Annotated in this window: 17 protein-coding genes; all 17 read left to right on the top strand. The window is 63.9% G+C overall.

The window, feature by feature from the left end:
- Positions 1-87 precede the first annotated feature (87 nt).
- The 17 genes from efp (at position 88) to nuoN (ending at position 16,846) form a co-directional block, all read left to right on the top strand.
- On the top strand, positions 88-651 hold the full coding sequence (gene efp / locus NLI89_RS12750) for an elongation factor P (RefSeq protein WP_254687355.1): 564 nt from the start codon (positions 88-90) through the stop codon (positions 649-651).
- Positions 652-814: 163 nt separating this feature from the next.
- Entirely contained in the window at positions 815-1,627 is an 813-nt protein-coding gene (locus NLI89_RS12745) for an inositol monophosphatase family protein (RefSeq protein WP_056048515.1), read from the top strand.
- A gap of 407 nt (positions 1,628-2,034) precedes the next feature.
- On the top strand, positions 2,035-2,409 hold the full coding sequence (locus NLI89_RS12740) for an NADH-quinone oxidoreductase subunit A (protein WP_056048518.1): 375 nt from the start codon (positions 2,035-2,037) through the stop codon (positions 2,407-2,409).
- The gene (locus NLI89_RS12735; protein ID WP_187504417.1) at positions 2,400-2,948 is read left to right on the top strand and encodes a NuoB/complex I 20 kDa subunit family protein; all 549 of its coding nucleotides are present in this window, start codon (positions 2,400-2,402) and stop codon (positions 2,946-2,948) included. Before NLI89_RS12740 ends, NLI89_RS12735 begins: the two co-directional genes overlap by 10 nt.
- Positions 2,945-3,769, top strand: a complete 825-nt coding sequence (locus tag NLI89_RS12730) for an NADH-quinone oxidoreductase subunit C (RefSeq protein WP_254687354.1) — start codon at positions 2,945-2,947, stop codon at positions 3,767-3,769. Before NLI89_RS12735 ends, NLI89_RS12730 begins: the two co-directional genes overlap by 4 nt.
- On the top strand, positions 3,766-5,001 hold the full coding sequence (locus tag NLI89_RS12725; protein WP_254687353.1) for an NADH-quinone oxidoreductase subunit D: 1,236 nt from the start codon (positions 3,766-3,768) through the stop codon (positions 4,999-5,001). The genes NLI89_RS12730 and NLI89_RS12725 overlap by 4 nt, the downstream gene beginning before the upstream one ends.
- On the top strand, positions 5,001-5,669 hold the full coding sequence (locus NLI89_RS12720; RefSeq protein ID WP_254687352.1) for a complex I 24 kDa subunit family protein: 669 nt from the start codon (positions 5,001-5,003) through the stop codon (positions 5,667-5,669). Before NLI89_RS12725 ends, NLI89_RS12720 begins: the two co-directional genes overlap by 1 nt.
- Positions 5,666-5,893 (top strand): hypothetical protein, encoded by a 228-nt coding sequence (locus NLI89_RS12715; protein ID WP_254687351.1) that lies wholly within the window; start codon positions 5,666-5,668, stop codon positions 5,891-5,893. The genes NLI89_RS12720 and NLI89_RS12715 overlap by 4 nt, the downstream gene beginning before the upstream one ends.
- Positions 5,893-7,194 (top strand): NADH-quinone oxidoreductase subunit NuoF, encoded by a 1,302-nt coding sequence (gene nuoF, locus NLI89_RS12710; protein WP_254687350.1) that lies wholly within the window; start codon positions 5,893-5,895, stop codon positions 7,192-7,194. The genes NLI89_RS12715 and nuoF overlap by 1 nt, the downstream gene beginning before the upstream one ends.
- The gene (nuoG, locus tag NLI89_RS12705) at positions 7,194-9,188 is read left to right on the top strand and encodes an NADH-quinone oxidoreductase subunit NuoG (protein WP_254687349.1); all 1,995 of its coding nucleotides are present in this window, start codon (positions 7,194-7,196) and stop codon (positions 9,186-9,188) included. Before nuoF ends, nuoG begins: the two co-directional genes overlap by 1 nt.
- Positions 9,185-10,231, top strand: coding sequence for an NADH-quinone oxidoreductase subunit NuoH (gene nuoH, locus NLI89_RS12700; protein WP_254687348.1), 1,047 nt, complete (start codon positions 9,185-9,187; stop codon positions 10,229-10,231). Before nuoG ends, nuoH begins: the two co-directional genes overlap by 4 nt.
- A complete protein-coding gene (gene nuoI, locus NLI89_RS12695) occupies positions 10,228-10,713 on the top strand; it encodes an NADH-quinone oxidoreductase subunit NuoI (RefSeq protein ID WP_055877898.1) in 486 nt (161 codons plus the stop codon). The genes nuoH and nuoI overlap by 4 nt, the downstream gene beginning before the upstream one ends.
- Before the next feature lie 125 nt (positions 10,714-10,838).
- Entirely contained in the window at positions 10,839-11,450 is a 612-nt protein-coding gene (locus tag NLI89_RS12690; RefSeq protein WP_056048540.1) for an NADH-quinone oxidoreductase subunit J, read from the top strand.
- Positions 11,447-11,755 carry an NADH-quinone oxidoreductase subunit NuoK gene (gene nuoK / locus NLI89_RS12685; protein ID WP_082441002.1) on the top strand — a complete coding sequence of 103 codons (309 nt, stop codon included), beginning with the start codon at positions 11,447-11,449 and terminating at the stop codon, positions 11,753-11,755. The genes NLI89_RS12690 and nuoK overlap by 4 nt, the downstream gene beginning before the upstream one ends.
- Positions 11,756-11,760: 5 nt before the next feature.
- Positions 11,761-13,866, top strand: a complete 2,106-nt coding sequence (gene nuoL, locus NLI89_RS12680; protein ID WP_254687347.1) for an NADH-quinone oxidoreductase subunit L — start codon at positions 11,761-11,763, stop codon at positions 13,864-13,866.
- Complete coding sequence (locus NLI89_RS12675) at positions 13,866-15,401, top strand: NADH-quinone oxidoreductase subunit M (RefSeq protein ID WP_254687346.1); 1,536 nt, start codon at positions 13,866-13,868, stop codon at positions 15,399-15,401. The genes nuoL and NLI89_RS12675 overlap by 1 nt, the downstream gene beginning before the upstream one ends.
- A complete protein-coding gene (nuoN, locus tag NLI89_RS12670; protein ID WP_254687345.1) occupies positions 15,401-16,846 on the top strand; it encodes an NADH-quinone oxidoreductase subunit NuoN in 1,446 nt (481 codons plus the stop codon). The genes NLI89_RS12675 and nuoN overlap by 1 nt, the downstream gene beginning before the upstream one ends.

Here is a 16,846-nt window from a genome sequence, read left to right as displayed (position 1 = left end):
AGCCCGCCGCTTCGGGTTTCCGCAGAGCCACGCCTTTAGGGCCATGCTTCGCGGACGGCCCCTAGCTCTTTCCAGCAGGAATCGGTCATGAAGATCAACGCGGTCGAGATTCGTCCCGGCAACATTCTTGAATATGAGGGCGGCATCTGGCGCGCCGTCAAGATTCAGCACACCCAGCCCGGCAAGGGCGGCGCCTATATGCAGGTCGAACTCAAGAACCTGATCGACGGCCGCAAGAACAACATCCGCTTCCGCTCCGCCGAGAGCGTCGAGAAGGTCCGGCTCGACACCGTCGACTTCCAGTTCCTGTTCCGCGAAGGCGACATGCTCACCTTCATGGACAAGGTGAACTACGAGCAGATTTCGCTCGATGCCGACATCCTGGGCGACGCCGCGGCGTTCCTGCAGGACGGCATGGACGTGGTGATGGAGCTCTGGGAAGAGCGGCCGATCTCGGTCCAGCTGCCCGACACGATCGAGGCGCTGATCGTCGAGGCGGATGCCGTCGTGAAGGGCCAGACCGCGTCGTCGTCGTACAAGCCCGCGGTGCTTGAGAACGGCGTGCGCGTGATGGTGCCGCCGCATATCGGCGCCGGCACGCGGATCGTCGTCGATGTGTACGAGCAGACCTACGTGCGTCGCGCGGACTAAAGACTGCTCCCCCTCCCGCAAGCGGGAGGGGGTCGGGGGGTGGGCGCCCGCCCTCCACGTCGCGCAACGACTTTGGCGCGAACTATTTCGATGCCGCGCGACGCTGATAGCGCGAGCCCACCCCCGGCCCCTCCCGCATGCGGGAGGGGGGAGATAGAATACCATGCCCAGCCATTCCGGCATCATGACCGTCATCGAGCGCGCCGCCCGCAAGGCCGCGCCGCGCCTGCGTCGCGACTTCAACGAGGTCCAGCAGCTCCAGGTGAGCCGCAAGGGTCCGGCCGACTTCGTCAGCCAGGCCGATCAGCGCGCCGAGCAGACGATCTTCGAAGAACTCAGCCACGCCCGTCCCGACTGGGGCATGCTCATGGAGGAGCGCGGCGAGGTCGAGGGCGACCCGAATAAGCCGCGCTTCATCGTCGATCCGCTCGATGGCACGTCGAACTTTCTCCACGGCATCCCGCATTTCTGCATCTCGATCGCGGTCGAGGAGCCGATGCCGAACGGCAAGCGTGAGGTCACCACCGCGCTGGTGTACCAGCCACTGACCGACGAGAGCTTCTGGGCCGAGAAGGGCCGGGGCGCCTGGCTCACCGACCAGCGTCTGCGCGTGTCGTCGCGGCGCGATCTGTCCGAATCGCTGATCGCGACGGGGATCCCGTTCCTCGGCCATGGCGACTTCGCGCAGTGGAGCCGGATTTTCGGGGCGGTCGCCCCTGAGGTCGCGGGTATCCGTCGTCTCGGTGCTGCTGCGCTCGATCTGGCCTGGCTCGCGGCCGGTCGGTTCGACGGGTTCTGGGAATCGAACCTGAAGCCATGGGATGTCGCAGCGGGCATGCTGCTGGTGAAGGAAGCCGGCGGCTTCGTCACCGACTTCCGCGGCGGCGACCGCGCGATGGAGCGCAACGAGTTCCTCGCCGCGAACGACGCGCTGCACTCGCGGCTGCACAAGCTGGTAGCTGGCGCGCTTCGGTAAGCTTCACTACGTCCGTCACCCCAGCGAAAGCTGGGGTATCCGTGTGGTGGCCGCCCCGCTCGCCAATGTTGATACCCCAGCTTTCGCTGGGGTGACGGGTGTAGGGCAGGGGTATCGGTGTGCGTTTGCGACGGATTGGTATGCGGTTGCCATATCGTCATCCCCGCGAAGGCGGGGATCCAGACGGCATCGACTGGCACATGATCGCTAACGATCGGGGGTCTGGGATCCCGCCTCTGCGGGAATGACGAAAGCGTGTGGCACTGGGCGGTGACCCAAGTTACCGCCATGCTCTTATCCCAGCGCCGCACTCCTGTTGCGAGTGATTCTCACACCCCCCGAGCCTTGCCCCGAACCCCCCTTCAGCCTAAAGCGGCCCCGTTCCGTTCGCACTTGCGAGAAGCAATTTGGTCGACCTGTCGCACTATCTTCCGATCCTCCTGTTCCTCGGGATCGCCATCGCATTGTCGAGCACGTTCGTGTTCCTGCCGATGGCCGTCTCGCGCCTCACCGGATCGCACAAGCCTACGCCCGAGAAGCTCAGCGAATATGAGTGCGGCTTTCCCGCATTCGAGGATCCGCGCAGCCAGTTCGACGTACGCTTCTACCTGATCGCCATCCTCTTCATCATCTTCGATCTCGAGGCCGCGTTCCTGTATCCCTGGGCCGTCTCGGTCTTCACGCTCGGCTGGACCGCGTGGATTTCGATGATGATCTTTATCGGCGAATTGGCCCTTGGCCTCGTCTACGCATGGAAGAAGGGAGCACTCGATTGGGAGTAGAGCTTCAGCCCGCACTCGGTGCCTCCAGCTCGCTGGTGCCACCCGATCAGGGCTTTTTCGACGGTTTGAACGGTGAGCTGACGGACAAGGGTTTCCTCGTCACGTCGACCGAGGAGTTGTTCCAGTGGGCCCGCACCGGCTCGCTGTGGTGGATGACGTTCGGGCTCGCCTGCTGCGCGGTCGAGATGATCCACGTCAACATGCCGCGCTACGATCTGGAGCGCTTCGGCGCCGCACCGCGCGCGTCGCCGCGCCAGTCGGACGTGATGATCGTCGCCGGCACGCTGTGCAACAAGATGGCCCCTGCGCTGCGCAAGGTCTACGACCAGATGTCGGAGCCCAAGTACGTGATCTCGATGGGATCGTGCGCGAACGGCGGCGGTTATTATCATTACAGCTACAGCGTCGTGCGCGGCTGCGATCGGATCGTGCCGGTGGACATCTACGTTCCCGGGTGCCCGCCGACGGCTGAGGCGCTGCTGTACGGCATCATGCAGTTGCAGCGGAAGATCCGGCGGTCCGGGAGCATCGAGCGTTGAGGGCTCCTGCACCAGCATACACGTCCAACGACGGCGTGATCGACAGCGCCCGTGCGGCGCTCGGCGGCATGCTGCTCGACGCGGTCGACCATGTCGGCGAAGTCGCGCTGCACGTTCGTCGCGAAGACCTGTACGACGCGATGATCGCGCTGCGCGACACGCCGGGGCTTGCCTACCAGCAGCTCATGGAGATCGCCGGCGTCGACTATCCGGATCGGCCTGAGCGGTTCGAAGTCGTCTATTGCATGCTATCGCTGACGCGGAACCACCGCTTGCGCGTGCATGTCGCAACCGACGAGGAAAAGCCGGTGCCGTCGGTGACGGACATCTGGCCGGTCGCGGGCTGGCTCGAGCGTGAGGTGTACGACATGTACGGGGTGCTGTTCAGCGGCAATCCGGACCTGCGGCGCATCCTGACCGACTACGGTTTCCGCGGTCATCCGCAGCGGAAAGACTTCCCGCTGACCGGGTATGTCGAGCTGCGCTATTCGGAAGAGTCGAAGCGCGTCGTGTACGAGCCCGTGCAGTTGGCGCAGGATTTCCGCACGTTCGACTTCATGAGCCCGTGGGAGGGTGCGAACTACGTGCTCCCCGGCGACGAGAAGGGCGCATTGCCCGAGGCCAAGGGCGCGCCGACGCCGCTCAAGGCCGGCACGATCGTGAAGGCGGATGCCGCGCAGTCGCCGACCCAGGCGCCGAGCGAGCCAAAGAGCACCGAGTCGACCGCGCAGACGGGCGCCGGCAAGTCGGAGTCCGACGCGACCCCGAAGCCGGCCAACCCCGACGTGGTCCCGACCAAGGGTGGAGGACAGAACCAGTGAGTCTGTACGTAGAGGAGCTTCTGGGTGAAGCCGACGCGTCCGATCCGACGACCGGCGATCTCACGATCCAGAACTACACGATCAACTTCGGTCCGCAGCATCCGGCTGCGCACGGCGTGTTGCGTCTGGTCATGGAGCTCGACGGCGAGATCGTCGAGCGCGTCGATCCGCATGTCGGCCTGCTCCACCGCGGCACCGAGAAGCTGATCGAGTACAAGACCTACACGCAGGCGCTGCCCTATTTCGATCGGCTAGATTACTGCTCGCCGCTCTGCATGGAGCATAGCTGGGTGCTGGCAGTCGAGAAGCTGCTCGACCTCGAAGTGCCCGAGCGTGCGCAGTATTTGCGGGTGTTCTTCGCCGAGTTGACGCGCATCTCGAATCACATGCTCAATCTCGGGTCGCACGTCATGGACGTCGGCGCGATGACGCCGAACCTGTGGCTGTTCGAAATCCGCGAAGACTGCATGAACTTCTTCGAGCGCGTCTCCGGCGCGCGCATGCATTCGAACTATTTCCGCCCGGGCGGCGTGCATCAGGATGCACCGTTGAAGCTGCTCGCCGACATCGGCGACTGGCTCGACACGCGGCTGCCGCGGCTGTTCGAGGATGCGATCTCGCTCGTTGCGGACAACCGCATCTTCAAGCAGCGCAACGTCGACATCGCCGTGGTCAGCCGCGACGACGCGATCAAATGGGGCTTTTCGGGCCCGATGATCCGCGGCTCGGGCATCGCCTGGGATCTGCGCAAGTCGCAGCCTTATGACGTGTATGCGAAGATGGACTTCGACGTGCCGGTCGGCACGCGCGGCGATTGCTATGACCGGTTCATGGTGCGCGTCGAGGAAGTGCGTCAGTCGGCGCGGATCATGAAGCAGTGCCTGCGCGAGATGCCCGAGGGGCCGATCGCGTCGCTCGACCGCAAGGTGGTGCCGCCCAAGCGGGCTGAGATGAAGCAGTCGATGGAAGCGCTGATCCATCACTTCAAGCTTTACACCGAGGGCTTCCACGTCCCCGCCGGCGACGTCTATGTCGCGACCGAAAGCCCGAAGGGCGAGTTCGGCGTGTATCTGGTCGCCGACGGCTCGAACAAGCCGTATCGCTGCAAGATCCGCCCGACCGCGTTCTCGCATCTGCAAGCCATGGACTTCATGGCGAAGGGCCACATGCTGGCGGATACGACCGCGATCCTCGGCGCGATGGATATCGTTTTTGGTGAATGTGACCGCTGATGGCTGAAGCTCCGAAAATTCCCGACGAGGCCGAGACCCGCGCACGCTGGGGTTCGTTCGCGTGGACGGACGAGAACCAGGTGAAGGCGAACGAGATCCTCGGGCGCTATCCCAAGGGTCGCGAGCAGTCCGCGTCGATTCCGTTGCTGGATCTTGCGCAACGCCAGGTCGGTGCGGAAACGCAGACCCAGGGCTGGTTGCCGGTGCCGGTGATCGAATTCGTCGCGCGCCAGATCGGCGTGCCTTACATGCGCGTGTACGAGGTCGTGACCTTCTACACGATGTTCAATTTGGCGCCGGTCGGTCGTTTCCACGTTCAGGTCTGCGGTACGACGCCGTGCATGCTGCGCGGGTCGGACGACGTTCTGGCCGCCTGCAAGAACCGCGGTCTGGTCAAGGGCGGCACGACGCCGGACGGCATGTTCACGCTGACCGAGGTCGAGTGCCTGGGCACGTGTGCGAACGCGCCGATGGTGCAGATCAACGACGATAACTTCGAAGACCTCGATTACGACAAGACGACCGAGATCCTCGAAGCGCTGGCCAATGGCGGCACGCCAACGCCGGGGCCGCAGTTCGGTCGCCGAGCGAGCTGCCCCGAGGGCGGCCCGACCTCGCTGAAGGCGATGGTCGACGCGAACCACGATTACCGTGGGGAGTGGGCATGACGGTCGAGAACGAAAGCGTCATGCTTGAGATCCTGAAGCGGATTCAGTCGGACATGTCGGAGGTGAAGGCGGACGTATCCGATCTCCGCCTGCGCATGACAGCGACTGAAGAACATCTGGCGACGCTGGTTATGTCCACGGCGGGCATCAATCATCGCCTAGACCGGCTTAGCAACCGGGTTGAACGTATCGAGCGTCGGCTCGATCTGGTCGAGGGACAGTAATGCTCGCCGATAAGGACCGCATCTTCACCAACGTCTACGGTTTCCAGCCGTGGACCATCGACGCGGCGATCTTGCGCGGCGATTGGGACAATACCAAGGACCTGATGGCGCTTGGCCAGGACGCCATCATCGACGTGATGAAGGCGTCGGGTCTGCGCGGCCGTGGCGGTGCGGGCTTCCCGACCGGCACCAAATGGTCGTTCATGCCGAAGGAGCCCAAGCCGGACCGGCCGAACTTCCTCGTCATCAACGCCGATGAATCCGAGCCGGGCAGCTGCAAGGATCGCGAGATCATCCGCCACGATCCGCACAAGCTGATCGAAGGTGCGCTGATCGCCGGGTTCGCGATGCGCGCGCGCGCCGCCTACATCTACATCCGCGGCGAGTATATTCGTGAGGCCGAAACGCTGTTCGCGGCCGTTGCCGAGGCTTATGATCGCGGCTTCATCGGCAAGAATGCGTGTGGGTCGGGCTACGACTTCGACGTGTTCGTGCACCGGGGTGCCGGCGCCTACATCTGTGGCGAAGAGACCGCGATGTTGGAGAGCCTCGAGGGCAAGAAGGGCCAGCCGCGGCTGAAGCCACCTTTCCCGGCAGGTGCTGGTCTTTATGGCTGCCCGACAACGGTCAACAACGTCGAATCGATCGCGGTCGCGCCGACGATCCTGCGGCGTGGTGCGGCGTGGTTCTCCAGCTTCGGCGCGGAGAATAATCGCGGCACCAAGCTGTTCCAGATCAGCGGCCATGTGAACAAGCCGTGCGTTGTCGAGGAGGAGATGAGCATCTCGTTCCGCGACCTGATCGAGACGCATTGCGGTGGCATCCGTGGCGGTTGGGACAATCTGCTTGCGGTGATCCCCGGTGGTTCCTCCGTACCGCTCGTTCCCGCAGCGCAGATCATGGATTGCGCGATGGACTTCGACGGCCTGAAGGCGGTCGGCTCGGGTCTTGGCACCGCGGCGATCATCGTCATGGACAAGTCGACCGACATCGTCCGCGCGATCAGCCGCATCTCGTATTTCTACAAGCATGAGAGCTGCGGCCAGTGCACGCCGTGCCGCGAGGGCACGGGCTGGATGTGGCGCGTGATGGAGCGGATGCGCACCGGCGACGCCGAGCTGTCCGAGATCGACATGCTCCAGCAGGTCACCAAGCAGGTCGAAGGTCACTCGATCTGTGCGCTCGGCGACGCCGCAGCATGGCCGATCCAGGGCCTGATCAAGCATTTCCGCCCAGAGATGGAGCGCCGTATCCGCGAACGTGGTGGCGACACCGCGCCGATGATGGAAGCCGCAGAGTAATGCCCTTAGTCAAAGTCGATGGCGTAGAGATCGAGGTGCCGCAGGGCGCCACCGTGCTGCAGGCGTGCGAGCTTGCCGGCAAGGAGATCCCGCGTTTCTGTTATCATGAGCGCCTCAGCATCGCCGGCAACTGCCGGATGTGCCTGGTCGAGGTGAAGCCTGGTCCGCCCAAGCCGCAGGCGTCGTGCGCGCTGCCGGCGGCGGACAAGCAGGAGATCTTCACCAACTCGCCGATGGTGAAGAATGCCCGCGAGGGCATCATGGAATTCCTGCTGATCAACCATCCGCTCGATTGCCCGATCTGCGATCAGGGCGGCGAGTGCGATCTTCAGGACCAGTCGGTCGCGTACGGTCGCGGCCATTCGCGCTACGACGAGAACAAGCGCGCGGTCACCGAGAAGTATATGGGTCCGATCGTCAAGACGGTCATGACCCGCTGCATCCAGTGCACGCGCTGCATCCGGTTCGCCGAGGAAGTGTCCGGCGTCGAGGAGATCGGTGCGATCTTCCGCGGCGAGGACATGCAGATCACCTCGTATCTCGAGAACGCGGTCAAGAGCGAGCTGTCGGGCAACGTCGTCGACCTGTGCCCGGTCGGTGCGCTGACGTCGAAGCCCTATGCGTTCGAGGCGCGTCCTTGGGAATTGCGCAAGACGCTGACGATCGACGTGATGGACGCGGTCGGCACCAACATCCGGCTCGACAGCCGTGGTCGCCAGGTGCTGCGCTGTGTGCCGCGGATCAACGAGGACGTGAACGAGGAGTGGGCGACCGACAAGACGCGCCACGCGATCGACGGTCTCGTGCGTCGTCGTCTCGACAAGCCTTATGTCCGCGTGAACGGCAAGCTCCAGCCGGCGACGTGGGATGAAGCGTTTGCGGCGATCAAGGCAGTCAACGCCGGGTCGAGCGTTGCCGCTGTCGCTGGCGATCTGGTCGATTGCGAGACGATGTACGCTGCCAAGGCGCTGCTCGCGAAGATGGGTTCGACTTTGCTCGAAGGTCGTCAGACCGGCATGGACTATGACGCGACGAGCATCGCCGCGGTCAATTTCAACACGACGATCGCCGGCACCGAGCGTGCGGACGCGATCCTGCTGGTGGGCACCAACCTGCGCTGGGAAGCGCCGCTGGTGAACACGCGGGTGCGGAAAGCCATCAAGAAGGGCGCGAAGGTCTTCGCGATCGGGCCGGAGACGGACCTGACGTACAAGGTCGAGTGGCTCGGCGACGATCTGGCGCTGCTCGGCAAGCTGCCTGAGGCGGTGACCGAGGCATTCGCCAAGGCTGAGCGTCCGATGGTGATCGTTGGTGGCGGCGCGCTGAAGGGCGGCCACGGCGCTGCGCTGAAGCTGGTCGATACGCTCGGTCTCGTGAAGGACGGCTGGAACGGCTTCAACGTCGTCCACATGGCGGCCTCGCGGATGGGCGGGCTGATGCTCGGCTACGCGCAGAAGGGCGGCATCGCCGACGTGATGGGGGCGAAGCTCGGCTTCTTCCTCGGCGCGGACGAGGTCGATTTCAGCCAGTTCTCAGGGTTCAAGGTGTTCGTGGGCCATCACGGCGACAAGGGGGCTGCTGCTGCCGACGTCATCCTGCCGGGTGTCACCTATGCCGAGAAGTCGGGCACGTGGGTCAATCTCGAAGGTCGCGTCCAGCGCGGCGAGCGTGCGGTGTTCGCACCGGGCGACGCGCGCGACGACTGGTCGATCTTCCGCGCGCTGTCCGATACGCTCGGCCACACGCTGCCGTTCGACAGCTTCGAGGGCCTCCGCGAGGAAATGTATGCCGCCGTGCCTGCGCTGCGTCACCAGGCGCTCGCGACGTTCGAGTGGAACCCGCCTTCGCTTAGCGGCGAAGGGCAGGGCGTCCTCGCCGGCTATCCGATCAAGGACTTCTACCTGACCAATGCGATCTGTCGCGCGTCGCCGACGATGCAGCGCTGCTCGGCCGAACTTCTCCACGGGGAAGATTACGCGGAGGCAGCCGAATGATCTCTTGGTTCGAATCCTCGCTCGGTTACGACTGGGCGTTCTTCCTCGCGACGATCATCGACATTCTCGTGATCGCACTCCCGCTGATGCTGGCGGTGGCGATGATCATCTATGCCGATCGCAAGATCTGGGCGGCGATGGCGTTGCGGCGTGGTCCCAACGTCGTCGGTCCGTTCGGCTTGCTACAGAGCTTCGCCGACGGCCTGAAGGTGTTCCTTCAGGAGACGATTGTCCCCGCAGCCGCCAACCGGACTTTGTTCCTGCTGGCCCCGATCATCACCTTCACGGTCGCGCTGATCGTCTGGGCGGTGGTACCGTTCGGGGTCGGCGTCGTGCTCGCGGACATCAACGTCGGCTTGCTCTACGTGCTCGCGGCCTCGTCGCTCGGCGTCTACGGGATCATCCTGTCGGGCTGGGCATCGAACTCGAAATACCCGTTCTACTCGGCGCTTCGTGCTGCTGCGCAGATGGTGTCGTATGAAGTCGCGATCGGCTTCATCCTGATTTCGGTCGTGCTGTGGACCGGCAGCTTCAACCTGTCGGCGATCGTGATGGCGCAGAAGTCGCACGTCTGGTTCGTCAACGGGTACATCCTGAACCCGCTGATGTTCCCGATGGCGGTGATGTTCTTCATCTCGTCGCTGGCCGAGACGCAGCGCGCGCCGTTCGATCTGACCGAGGCGGAGAGCGAGCTCGTCGCCGGGTACCAGACCGAATATTCGTCGATGTCGTTCGCGCTGTTCTGGCTCGGCGAGTACGCCAACGTGCTGCTGATGTGCGCGCTGAACGCGACGCTGTTCTGGGGCGGGTGGCTGCCCCCGGTCGACTGGGCGCCGCTTTATTACGTGCCGGGGATCATCTGGCTTTTCGCCAAGATCCTGTTCTTCTTCTTCCTGTTCAGCTGGGTGAAGGCGACCGTGCCGCGCTATCGCTATGATCAGCTGATGCGGCTCGGCTGGAAGGTCTTCCTCCCCGTCTCGCTGTTCTGGGTTTTCCTCGTGTCGGGCTATCTCATGCTGACGCGCGTTGGAGTGGGTTCATGAGCGTCGCTCAGATCATCAAGTCGTTTACCCTGTGGGAATTCGTGAAGGCGCACGCATTGACGCTTCGCTATTTCTTCAAGGAAAAAGCGACGATTAACTATCCATACGAGCGCAATCCGGTGTCGCCGCGGTTCCGGGGCGAGCATGCGCTGCGTCGATATCCGAACGGCGAAGAGCGGTGCATCGCGTGCAAGCTGTGTGAGGCTGTTTGCCCCGCGCAGGCGATCACGATCGAGGCCGAGCCGCGTGACGACGGCTCGCGTCGCACCACGCGCTACGATATCGACATGACCAAGTGCATCTATTGCGGCCTGTGTGCCGAGGCGTGCCCGGTCGATGCGATCGTCGAGGGACCGAACTACGAGTTCGCCACCGAGACGCGCGAAGAGCTGATCTACGACAAGTCGAAGCTGCTCGATAATGGCGACCGTTGGGAAAGCGCGATCGCGGCGAACCTTGCCGCCGATGCGCCGTACCGTTAAGCGAGCGCCGCGATGACACAGATTAACTCCGTCGTCCCAGCGCAGGCTGGGATCTCGTGCCGCACGGGCGCACCCACCAACGTGAAGGCCCCAGCGTTCGCTGGGGTGACGGGGAGGGTGATCGCGTGATCCAGGCCTTAGCCTTCTACCTCTTCGCCTTCGTCGTCGTCCTGTCGGGCGCTCTGACGATCGCGTCGCGCAACCCGGTCCATTCGGTGATGTGGCTGATCCTCGCGTTCTTCAACGCGGCGGGCCTCATGATCCTGGTCGGCGCCGAGTTCATTGCGATGCTGCTCGTCATCGTTTATGTCGGCGCGGTCGCGGTGCTGTTCCTGTTCGTGGTCATGATGCTCGATATCGACTTCACCGAACTGCGCGCCGGCGTCGCCCGGTATTTCGGGATTGGCCTTGCACTTGCGGTCGCGCTCGCTGCCGAGGTGATGATCGCGATCGGCGCCTGGAGCACGGGGCCAATCCAGCTCGCACGCCGCGCCGCGCCGATCGACGATACCGTGCCCAACATCCAGGCGATCGGTAACCTGCTCTACACGCGCTATCTGTTCGTGTTCGAAGGTGCCGGCCTAGTGCTGCTGGTCGCGATGATCGGCGCGATCGTGCTGACCCACCGCCAGCGTGGCGGCGTCAAGGCGCAGAACATCAGCCGCCAGAACGCGCGTCGTCCGCAGGACGCCACGCGCAACACGAGCCCGGTCGTCGGGCAGGGAGTCGAACTGTGACGATCGGTCTCGTCCATTATCTGGTCGTCGCGGCGATCCTGTTCACGATGGGGGTGCTCGGCATCTTCCTCAACCGCAAGAACCTCATCGTCATCCTGATGGCGATCGAGCTGATCCTGCTGGCGGTGAACATCAATCTCGTCGCGTTCTCGGCGTTCCTCCACGATCTCGTCGGACAGGTGTTCGCGATGTTCGTGCTGACGGTCGCCGCGGGTGAAGCCGCGATCGGCCTCGCCATTCTCGTGATCTATTTCCGCGGTCGCGGCACCATCGCGGTCGACGACGTCAACCGGATGAAGGGGTAATACGGTTGATCCAGCTTATCGTCTTCCTGCCGTTACTGGCCGCGATCGTTGCCGGGTTCGGCAATCGCGCGATCGGCAATGTGCCGGCGAAACTCGTCACCACGGCTGCGCTGTTCGCGTCGTGCCTGTTGTCTTGGCCGATCTTCATCGGCTTCCTCTCGGGTACCAGCACGGCCACCGTCGCGCCGCTGCTCGACTTCATTCATTCCGGCGACATGAACGTCGCGTGGTCGTTGCGCGTCGACGCGCTGACTGCGGTGATGCTCGTTGTCGTCACGTCGGTTTCTGCGTTGGTCCATTTGTATAGCTGGGGCTATATGGATGAAGACCCTGATCAGCCGCGCTTTTTTGCGTATCTGTCGCTGTTTACCTTCGCGATGCTGATGCTCGTCACCGCGAACAACCTCGTCCAGATGTTCTTCGGCTGGGAAGGCGTGGGTCTCGCATCCTACCTCCTGATCGGGTTCTGGTTCCGCAAGCCGTCGGCGAGCGCAGCCGCGATCAAGGCGTTCGTCGTCAACCGCGTCGGCGATCTCGGCTTCATGCTCGGCATCTTCGGCACGTTCCTGGTGTTCGGCACGGTGTCGATCCCCGAGATCCTCGCCGCGGCCCCCGGCATGGCGGGCTCGACGCTCGGCTTCCTCGGCTACCGCTTCGACACAATGACGGTGCTCTGCCTGCTGCTGTTCGTCGGTGCGATGGGCAAGTCGGCACAGCTCGGCCTGCACACCTGGTTGCCGGACGCGATGGAAGGCCCGACCCCGGTGTCGGCGCTGATCCACGCGGCGACGATGGTCACGGCCGGCGTGTTCATGGTGTGCCGCCTGTCGCCGATGTTCGAGATGAGCCCGGTCGCGCTGACCGTGGTCACCTCGGTCGGTGCCGCGACCTGCCTGTTCGCGGCGACCTGCGGTCTCGTGCAGACCGACATCAAGCGCGTGATCGCGTATTCGACCTGTTCGCAGCTCGGCTACATGTTCTTTGCGGCGGGTGTCGGCGCGTACGGCGCGGCGATGTTCCACCTCTTCACGCACGCCTTCTTCAAGGCGCTGCTGTTCCTCGGCGCCGGCTCGGTCATCCATGCGATGCACCACGAGCAGGACATGCGCTACTATGGCGGCCTGCGTAAGAAGATCCCGGTGACGTTCTGGGCGATGATGGCGGGTACGCTCGCGATCACCGGCGTCGGCATCCCCGGCATCTTCGGCAACACCGCGATCGGGTTCGCAGGCTTCCATTCGAAGGATGCGATCATCGAGGCGAGTTGGGCTGCTGGCCAGCCGGGCGTATGGTTCGTCGGTGTGCTCGTCGCGTTGCTGACCAGCTTCTATTCGTGGCGCGTGATGTTCCTGACCTTCTGGGGCAAGCCGCGCTGGGCCGCATCGGAGCATATCCAGCATGCGCTCCACGATGCTCATGGTCATGACGACCACGCGCATGACGCGCATCATGTCGACGATCACCACGCGAACCCGGTCAAGGCCGAGGACGCAGGGCATGCGCCGCACGATCATCACGACGCCGCGCATGCGGTAGCCGAGGGCGACGGTGGGTACCACCCGCACGAAAGCCCGCTGCCGATGCTGATCCCGCTGATCGTGCTGTCGGTCGGTGCGGTCGCGGCCGGCTTCGTCTTCCACGGCTTCTTCATCGAGCCGACCGCAGGCGAAGAGTTCTGGAAGGGCGCACTCGCGTTCCGCGAACACTTGATGCACGAGATGCACGGCGTACCGTTGCTGATCAAACTGTCGGCGACGATCGCGATGCTGCTCGGCCTGCTGACCGCCTGGTACGCCTATATCAAGAACCCGACGTTCCCGGCCAAGGTCGTCGAACAGTTCGGCGTGCTCTACGACTTCCTGCTGCATAAGTGGTATTTCGACGAGCTGTACGACCTGATCTTCGTCCGTCCGGCGTTCGCGATCGGCCGCTTCCTGTGGCACCGCGGCGACGAGAAGACGATCAACCGGTTCGGGCCTGACGGTTCGGCCTGGGTCGTCCAGATCGGTGCCCGCGTCGCCAACCGCTTCCAGACGGGATACCTCTACACCTATGCCTTCGTCATGCTGATCGGGCTGACCGCAGCCGTAACCTGGGCGATCGGATTGTAATGACCGGCTTTCCTATCCTTTCCGTCCTGATCGCGGTCCCGATGATCGCGGCCATCGCGTGCCTGTTCGTCTCGGCGAACACGGCGCGGATGCTGGCGCTGGCGGCAACGCTGATCGACTTCGTTCTCGGCATCATGCTGTGGATGAACTACGATATCGGCGGCGCGCAGTGGCAGTTCGTCGAGCATGCCCCTGGCATCTTCGGCCCGTTCGGCTGGTCGCTCGGCATCGACGGGTTCGCGCTGATGCTGATCATGCTCAGCGTGTTCCTGATGCCGATCTGCATCGGCGCCAGCTGGCGTTCGATCACGACCCGTGTGCCGGAATACATGGCGGCGTTCCTGTTCACCGAAGTGCTGATGATCGGCACGTTCGCGGCGCAGGACCTGTTCCTGTTCTACGTGTTCTTCGAAGCCGGCCTGATCCCGATGTACCTGATCATCGGCATCTGGGGCGGCGCGAACCGGATCTACGCGTCGTACAAGTTCTTCCTGTACACGCTGCTCGGTTCGGTCCTGATGTTCATCGCGATGCTGTACATGGCGAAAACTGCGGGCACGACCAGCATCCCGGCGCTGATGAACTACGAATTCCCGGCGCACGTCCAGACGTGGCTGTGGCTGGCGTTCTTCGCGTCGTTCGCGGTCAAGATGCCGATGTGGCCGGTCCACACCTGGCTGCCCGACGCGCACGTCCAGGCGCCGACCGCAGGCTCGGTGATCCTGGCGGGCGTGCTGCTCAAGCTCGGCGGATACGGCTTCCTGCGTTTCCTGTTGCCGATGTTCCCCGAAGCCTCGGGTCAGCTGACGTGGCTGATCTTCGGCCTGTCGGCGGTCGCGGTGATCTACACGTCGCTCGTCGCGCTTGTGCAGTCGGACATGAAGAAGCTGATCGCCTATTCGTCGGTGGCGCATATGGCGATCGTCACGATCGGTCTGTTCGCGTTCAACCGGCAGGGCATCGAAGGCGCGATGATCATGATGCTGAGCCATGGCCTGGTATCGGGCGCGTTGTTCCTGTGCGTCGGCGTGATCTACGACCAGCTCCATACCCGCGAGATTTCGCGCTATGGCGGCCTCGCGATCAACATGCCGAAGTATGCGATTCTGTTCCTGTTCTTCACGATGGCGTCGATCGGCCTGCCGGGCACGAGCGGATTCGTCGCCGAGTTCCTGTCGCTGATGGGCACGTATCAGGTCTCGACCTGGACGGCGTTGCTATGCACGACGGGCATCATCCTGGGCGCCGCGTACATGCTGTACCTCTACCGTCGCGTGGTGTTCGGCGAGATCAAGTCGGACGACGTTCGCGGCATGGTCGACCTGTCGGCGCGCGAGTTCTGGCTGCTCGCGCCGATCGCCGCCGTCGTGCTGTGGATGGGCGTGTACCCGGAGAGCTTCCTGGCTCCGATGCGCAAGGACGTGAGCGTGCTTCTTGCCCGCGTCGACCGCGCCAAGCCTGCCAATGATTCGAACCCAACCGCCGGGCGTCCGGCCGCAATCGTCCATAGTGCCGCGCACGGGGAGGCACACTGATGGATTACGCCGCTAACATCGCAATGACGCTGCCCGAACTGGTGCTGGCGTTGGGCGCGATCGCCCTGATGCTCGTGTCGGCCTGGGGCGGGGAGAAATCCACCCGCGCCGTGTCGATCGCTGCCGTCTTCGTCTTGGTCGGGGCAGGGATCGCGCTCGTCGGTCCGGCCTCGTCAGGGGGCTATGCCTTTGACGGCCTGTACCGCGCAGACGCGTTCGGCGCGTTCGCCAAGGTGCTGATCTACATCGCCTCGGCGGTAGCAATCGTCATGGCTCCAAGCTTCTTCGCGCGCACCCACGGCGACGATCTGCGTCCGGAATATCCGGTGCTGATCCTGCTGTCGGCCTGCGGCATGGGCATCATGGTGTCGGCCACCGACATGCTGACGCTATATGTCGGTCTCGAGCTCCAGAGCCTTGCAGCCTACGTCCTCGCCAGCTTCATGCGGCGCGACGGGCGTTCGGCGGAAGCGGGCCTGAAGTATTTCGTGCTCGGCGCGCTCGCCAGCGGCATCCTGCTGTACGGCATCTCGCTGGTCTACGGGTTCAGCGGCACGACGTTGTTCTCGGGCATCTCGGACGCCTATGCGGGCACCAAGTCGCTCGGCCTGCTGTTCGGTCTCGTGTTCGTGTTCGCAGGGCTCGCGTTCAAGATCAGCGCCGTGCCGTTCCACATGTGGACGCCCGACGTGTACGAGGGCGCACCGACCCCGGTCACCGCGTTCTTCGCATCTGCCCCCAAGGTCGCAGCGCTTGCGCTCAGCGTCCGTGTCGCGGTCGATGCGATGGGCCCGGCGACCGACCAGTGGCGCCAGATCGTGATCTTCGCGGCACTCGCGTCGATCATCCTCGGTGCGGTCGCGGCGATCGGCCAGACCAACATCAAGCGCCTGCTAGCCTATTCGTCGATCAACAATGTCGGCTTCGCGCTGATCGGTCTTGCGGCCGGGACGCCGGAAGGCGTGTCGGGCGTGCTGATGTACCTGACGATCTACGTTGCGATGACGCTCGGCTCGTTCCTGATCGTGTTGCAGATGCGTGGTGACGACGGCCAGCCGGTCGAGACGATCGACAGCCTCGCCGGCATGTCGCGGACTCGGCCTGCACTGGCGGCGGCACTCGCGATCTTCATGTTCAGCCTCGCCGGCATCCCGCCGCTGTTCGGCTTCTACGCGAAGTTCGCGGTGTTCAGCGCGGCGGTCGACGCCGGGCTGTTCCCGCTGGCGGTGGTCGGCATCGCCGCCTCGGTGATCGGCGCGTATTATTATCTGCGTGTCGTCAAGACGATGTACTTCGACGATCCGGCCCCGGCGTTCGCGCCGATGGAGAGCAAGGTCGAGGGTGGCCTCATCGCTGTCGCCGCCGTGTTCGTCTCGCCAGCCGGCTACCTCCTCATCCCCGTGCTCGGCGCGTGGACGATGGCGGCCGCACGGGCGTTGTTCTGA

The sequence above is a fragment of the Sphingomonas faeni genome (genome assembly GCF_024273235.1).
Taxonomy (GTDB): domain Bacteria; phylum Pseudomonadota; class Alphaproteobacteria; order Sphingomonadales; family Sphingomonadaceae; genus Sphingomonas; species Sphingomonas faeni_A.
The sequence above is the reverse complement of the archived record's forward strand: the minus strand, read 5'-3'. Positions and strand labels throughout refer to the sequence as shown.

Bases quoted from the DNA above. Each gene is read 5' to 3' on its own strand.
- efp (WP_254687355.1), top strand. From the start codon at position 88: ATGAAGATCAACGCGGTCGAGATTCGTCCCGGCAACATTCTTGAATAT.
- NLI89_RS12745 (WP_056048515.1), top strand. From the start codon at position 815: ATGCCCAGCCATTCCGGCATCATGACCGTCATCGAGCGCGCCGCCCGC.
- NLI89_RS12720 (WP_254687352.1), top strand. From the start codon at position 5,001: ATGGCTGAAGCTCCGAAAATTCCCGACGAGGCCGAGACCCGCGCACGC.
- NLI89_RS12715 (WP_254687351.1), top strand. From the start codon at position 5,666: ATGACGGTCGAGAACGAAAGCGTCATGCTTGAGATCCTGAAGCGGATT.
- nuoF (WP_254687350.1), top strand. From the start codon at position 5,893: ATGCTCGCCGATAAGGACCGCATCTTCACCAACGTCTACGGTTTCCAG.
- nuoG (WP_254687349.1), top strand. From the start codon at position 7,194: ATGCCCTTAGTCAAAGTCGATGGCGTAGAGATCGAGGTGCCGCAGGGC.
- nuoH (WP_254687348.1), top strand. From the start codon at position 9,185: ATGATCTCTTGGTTCGAATCCTCGCTCGGTTACGACTGGGCGTTCTTC.
- nuoI (WP_055877898.1), top strand. From the start codon at position 10,228: ATGAGCGTCGCTCAGATCATCAAGTCGTTTACCCTGTGGGAATTCGTG.
- NLI89_RS12675 (WP_254687346.1), top strand. From the start codon at position 13,866: ATGACCGGCTTTCCTATCCTTTCCGTCCTGATCGCGGTCCCGATGATC.
- nuoN (WP_254687345.1), top strand. From the start codon at position 15,401: ATGGATTACGCCGCTAACATCGCAATGACGCTGCCCGAACTGGTGCTG.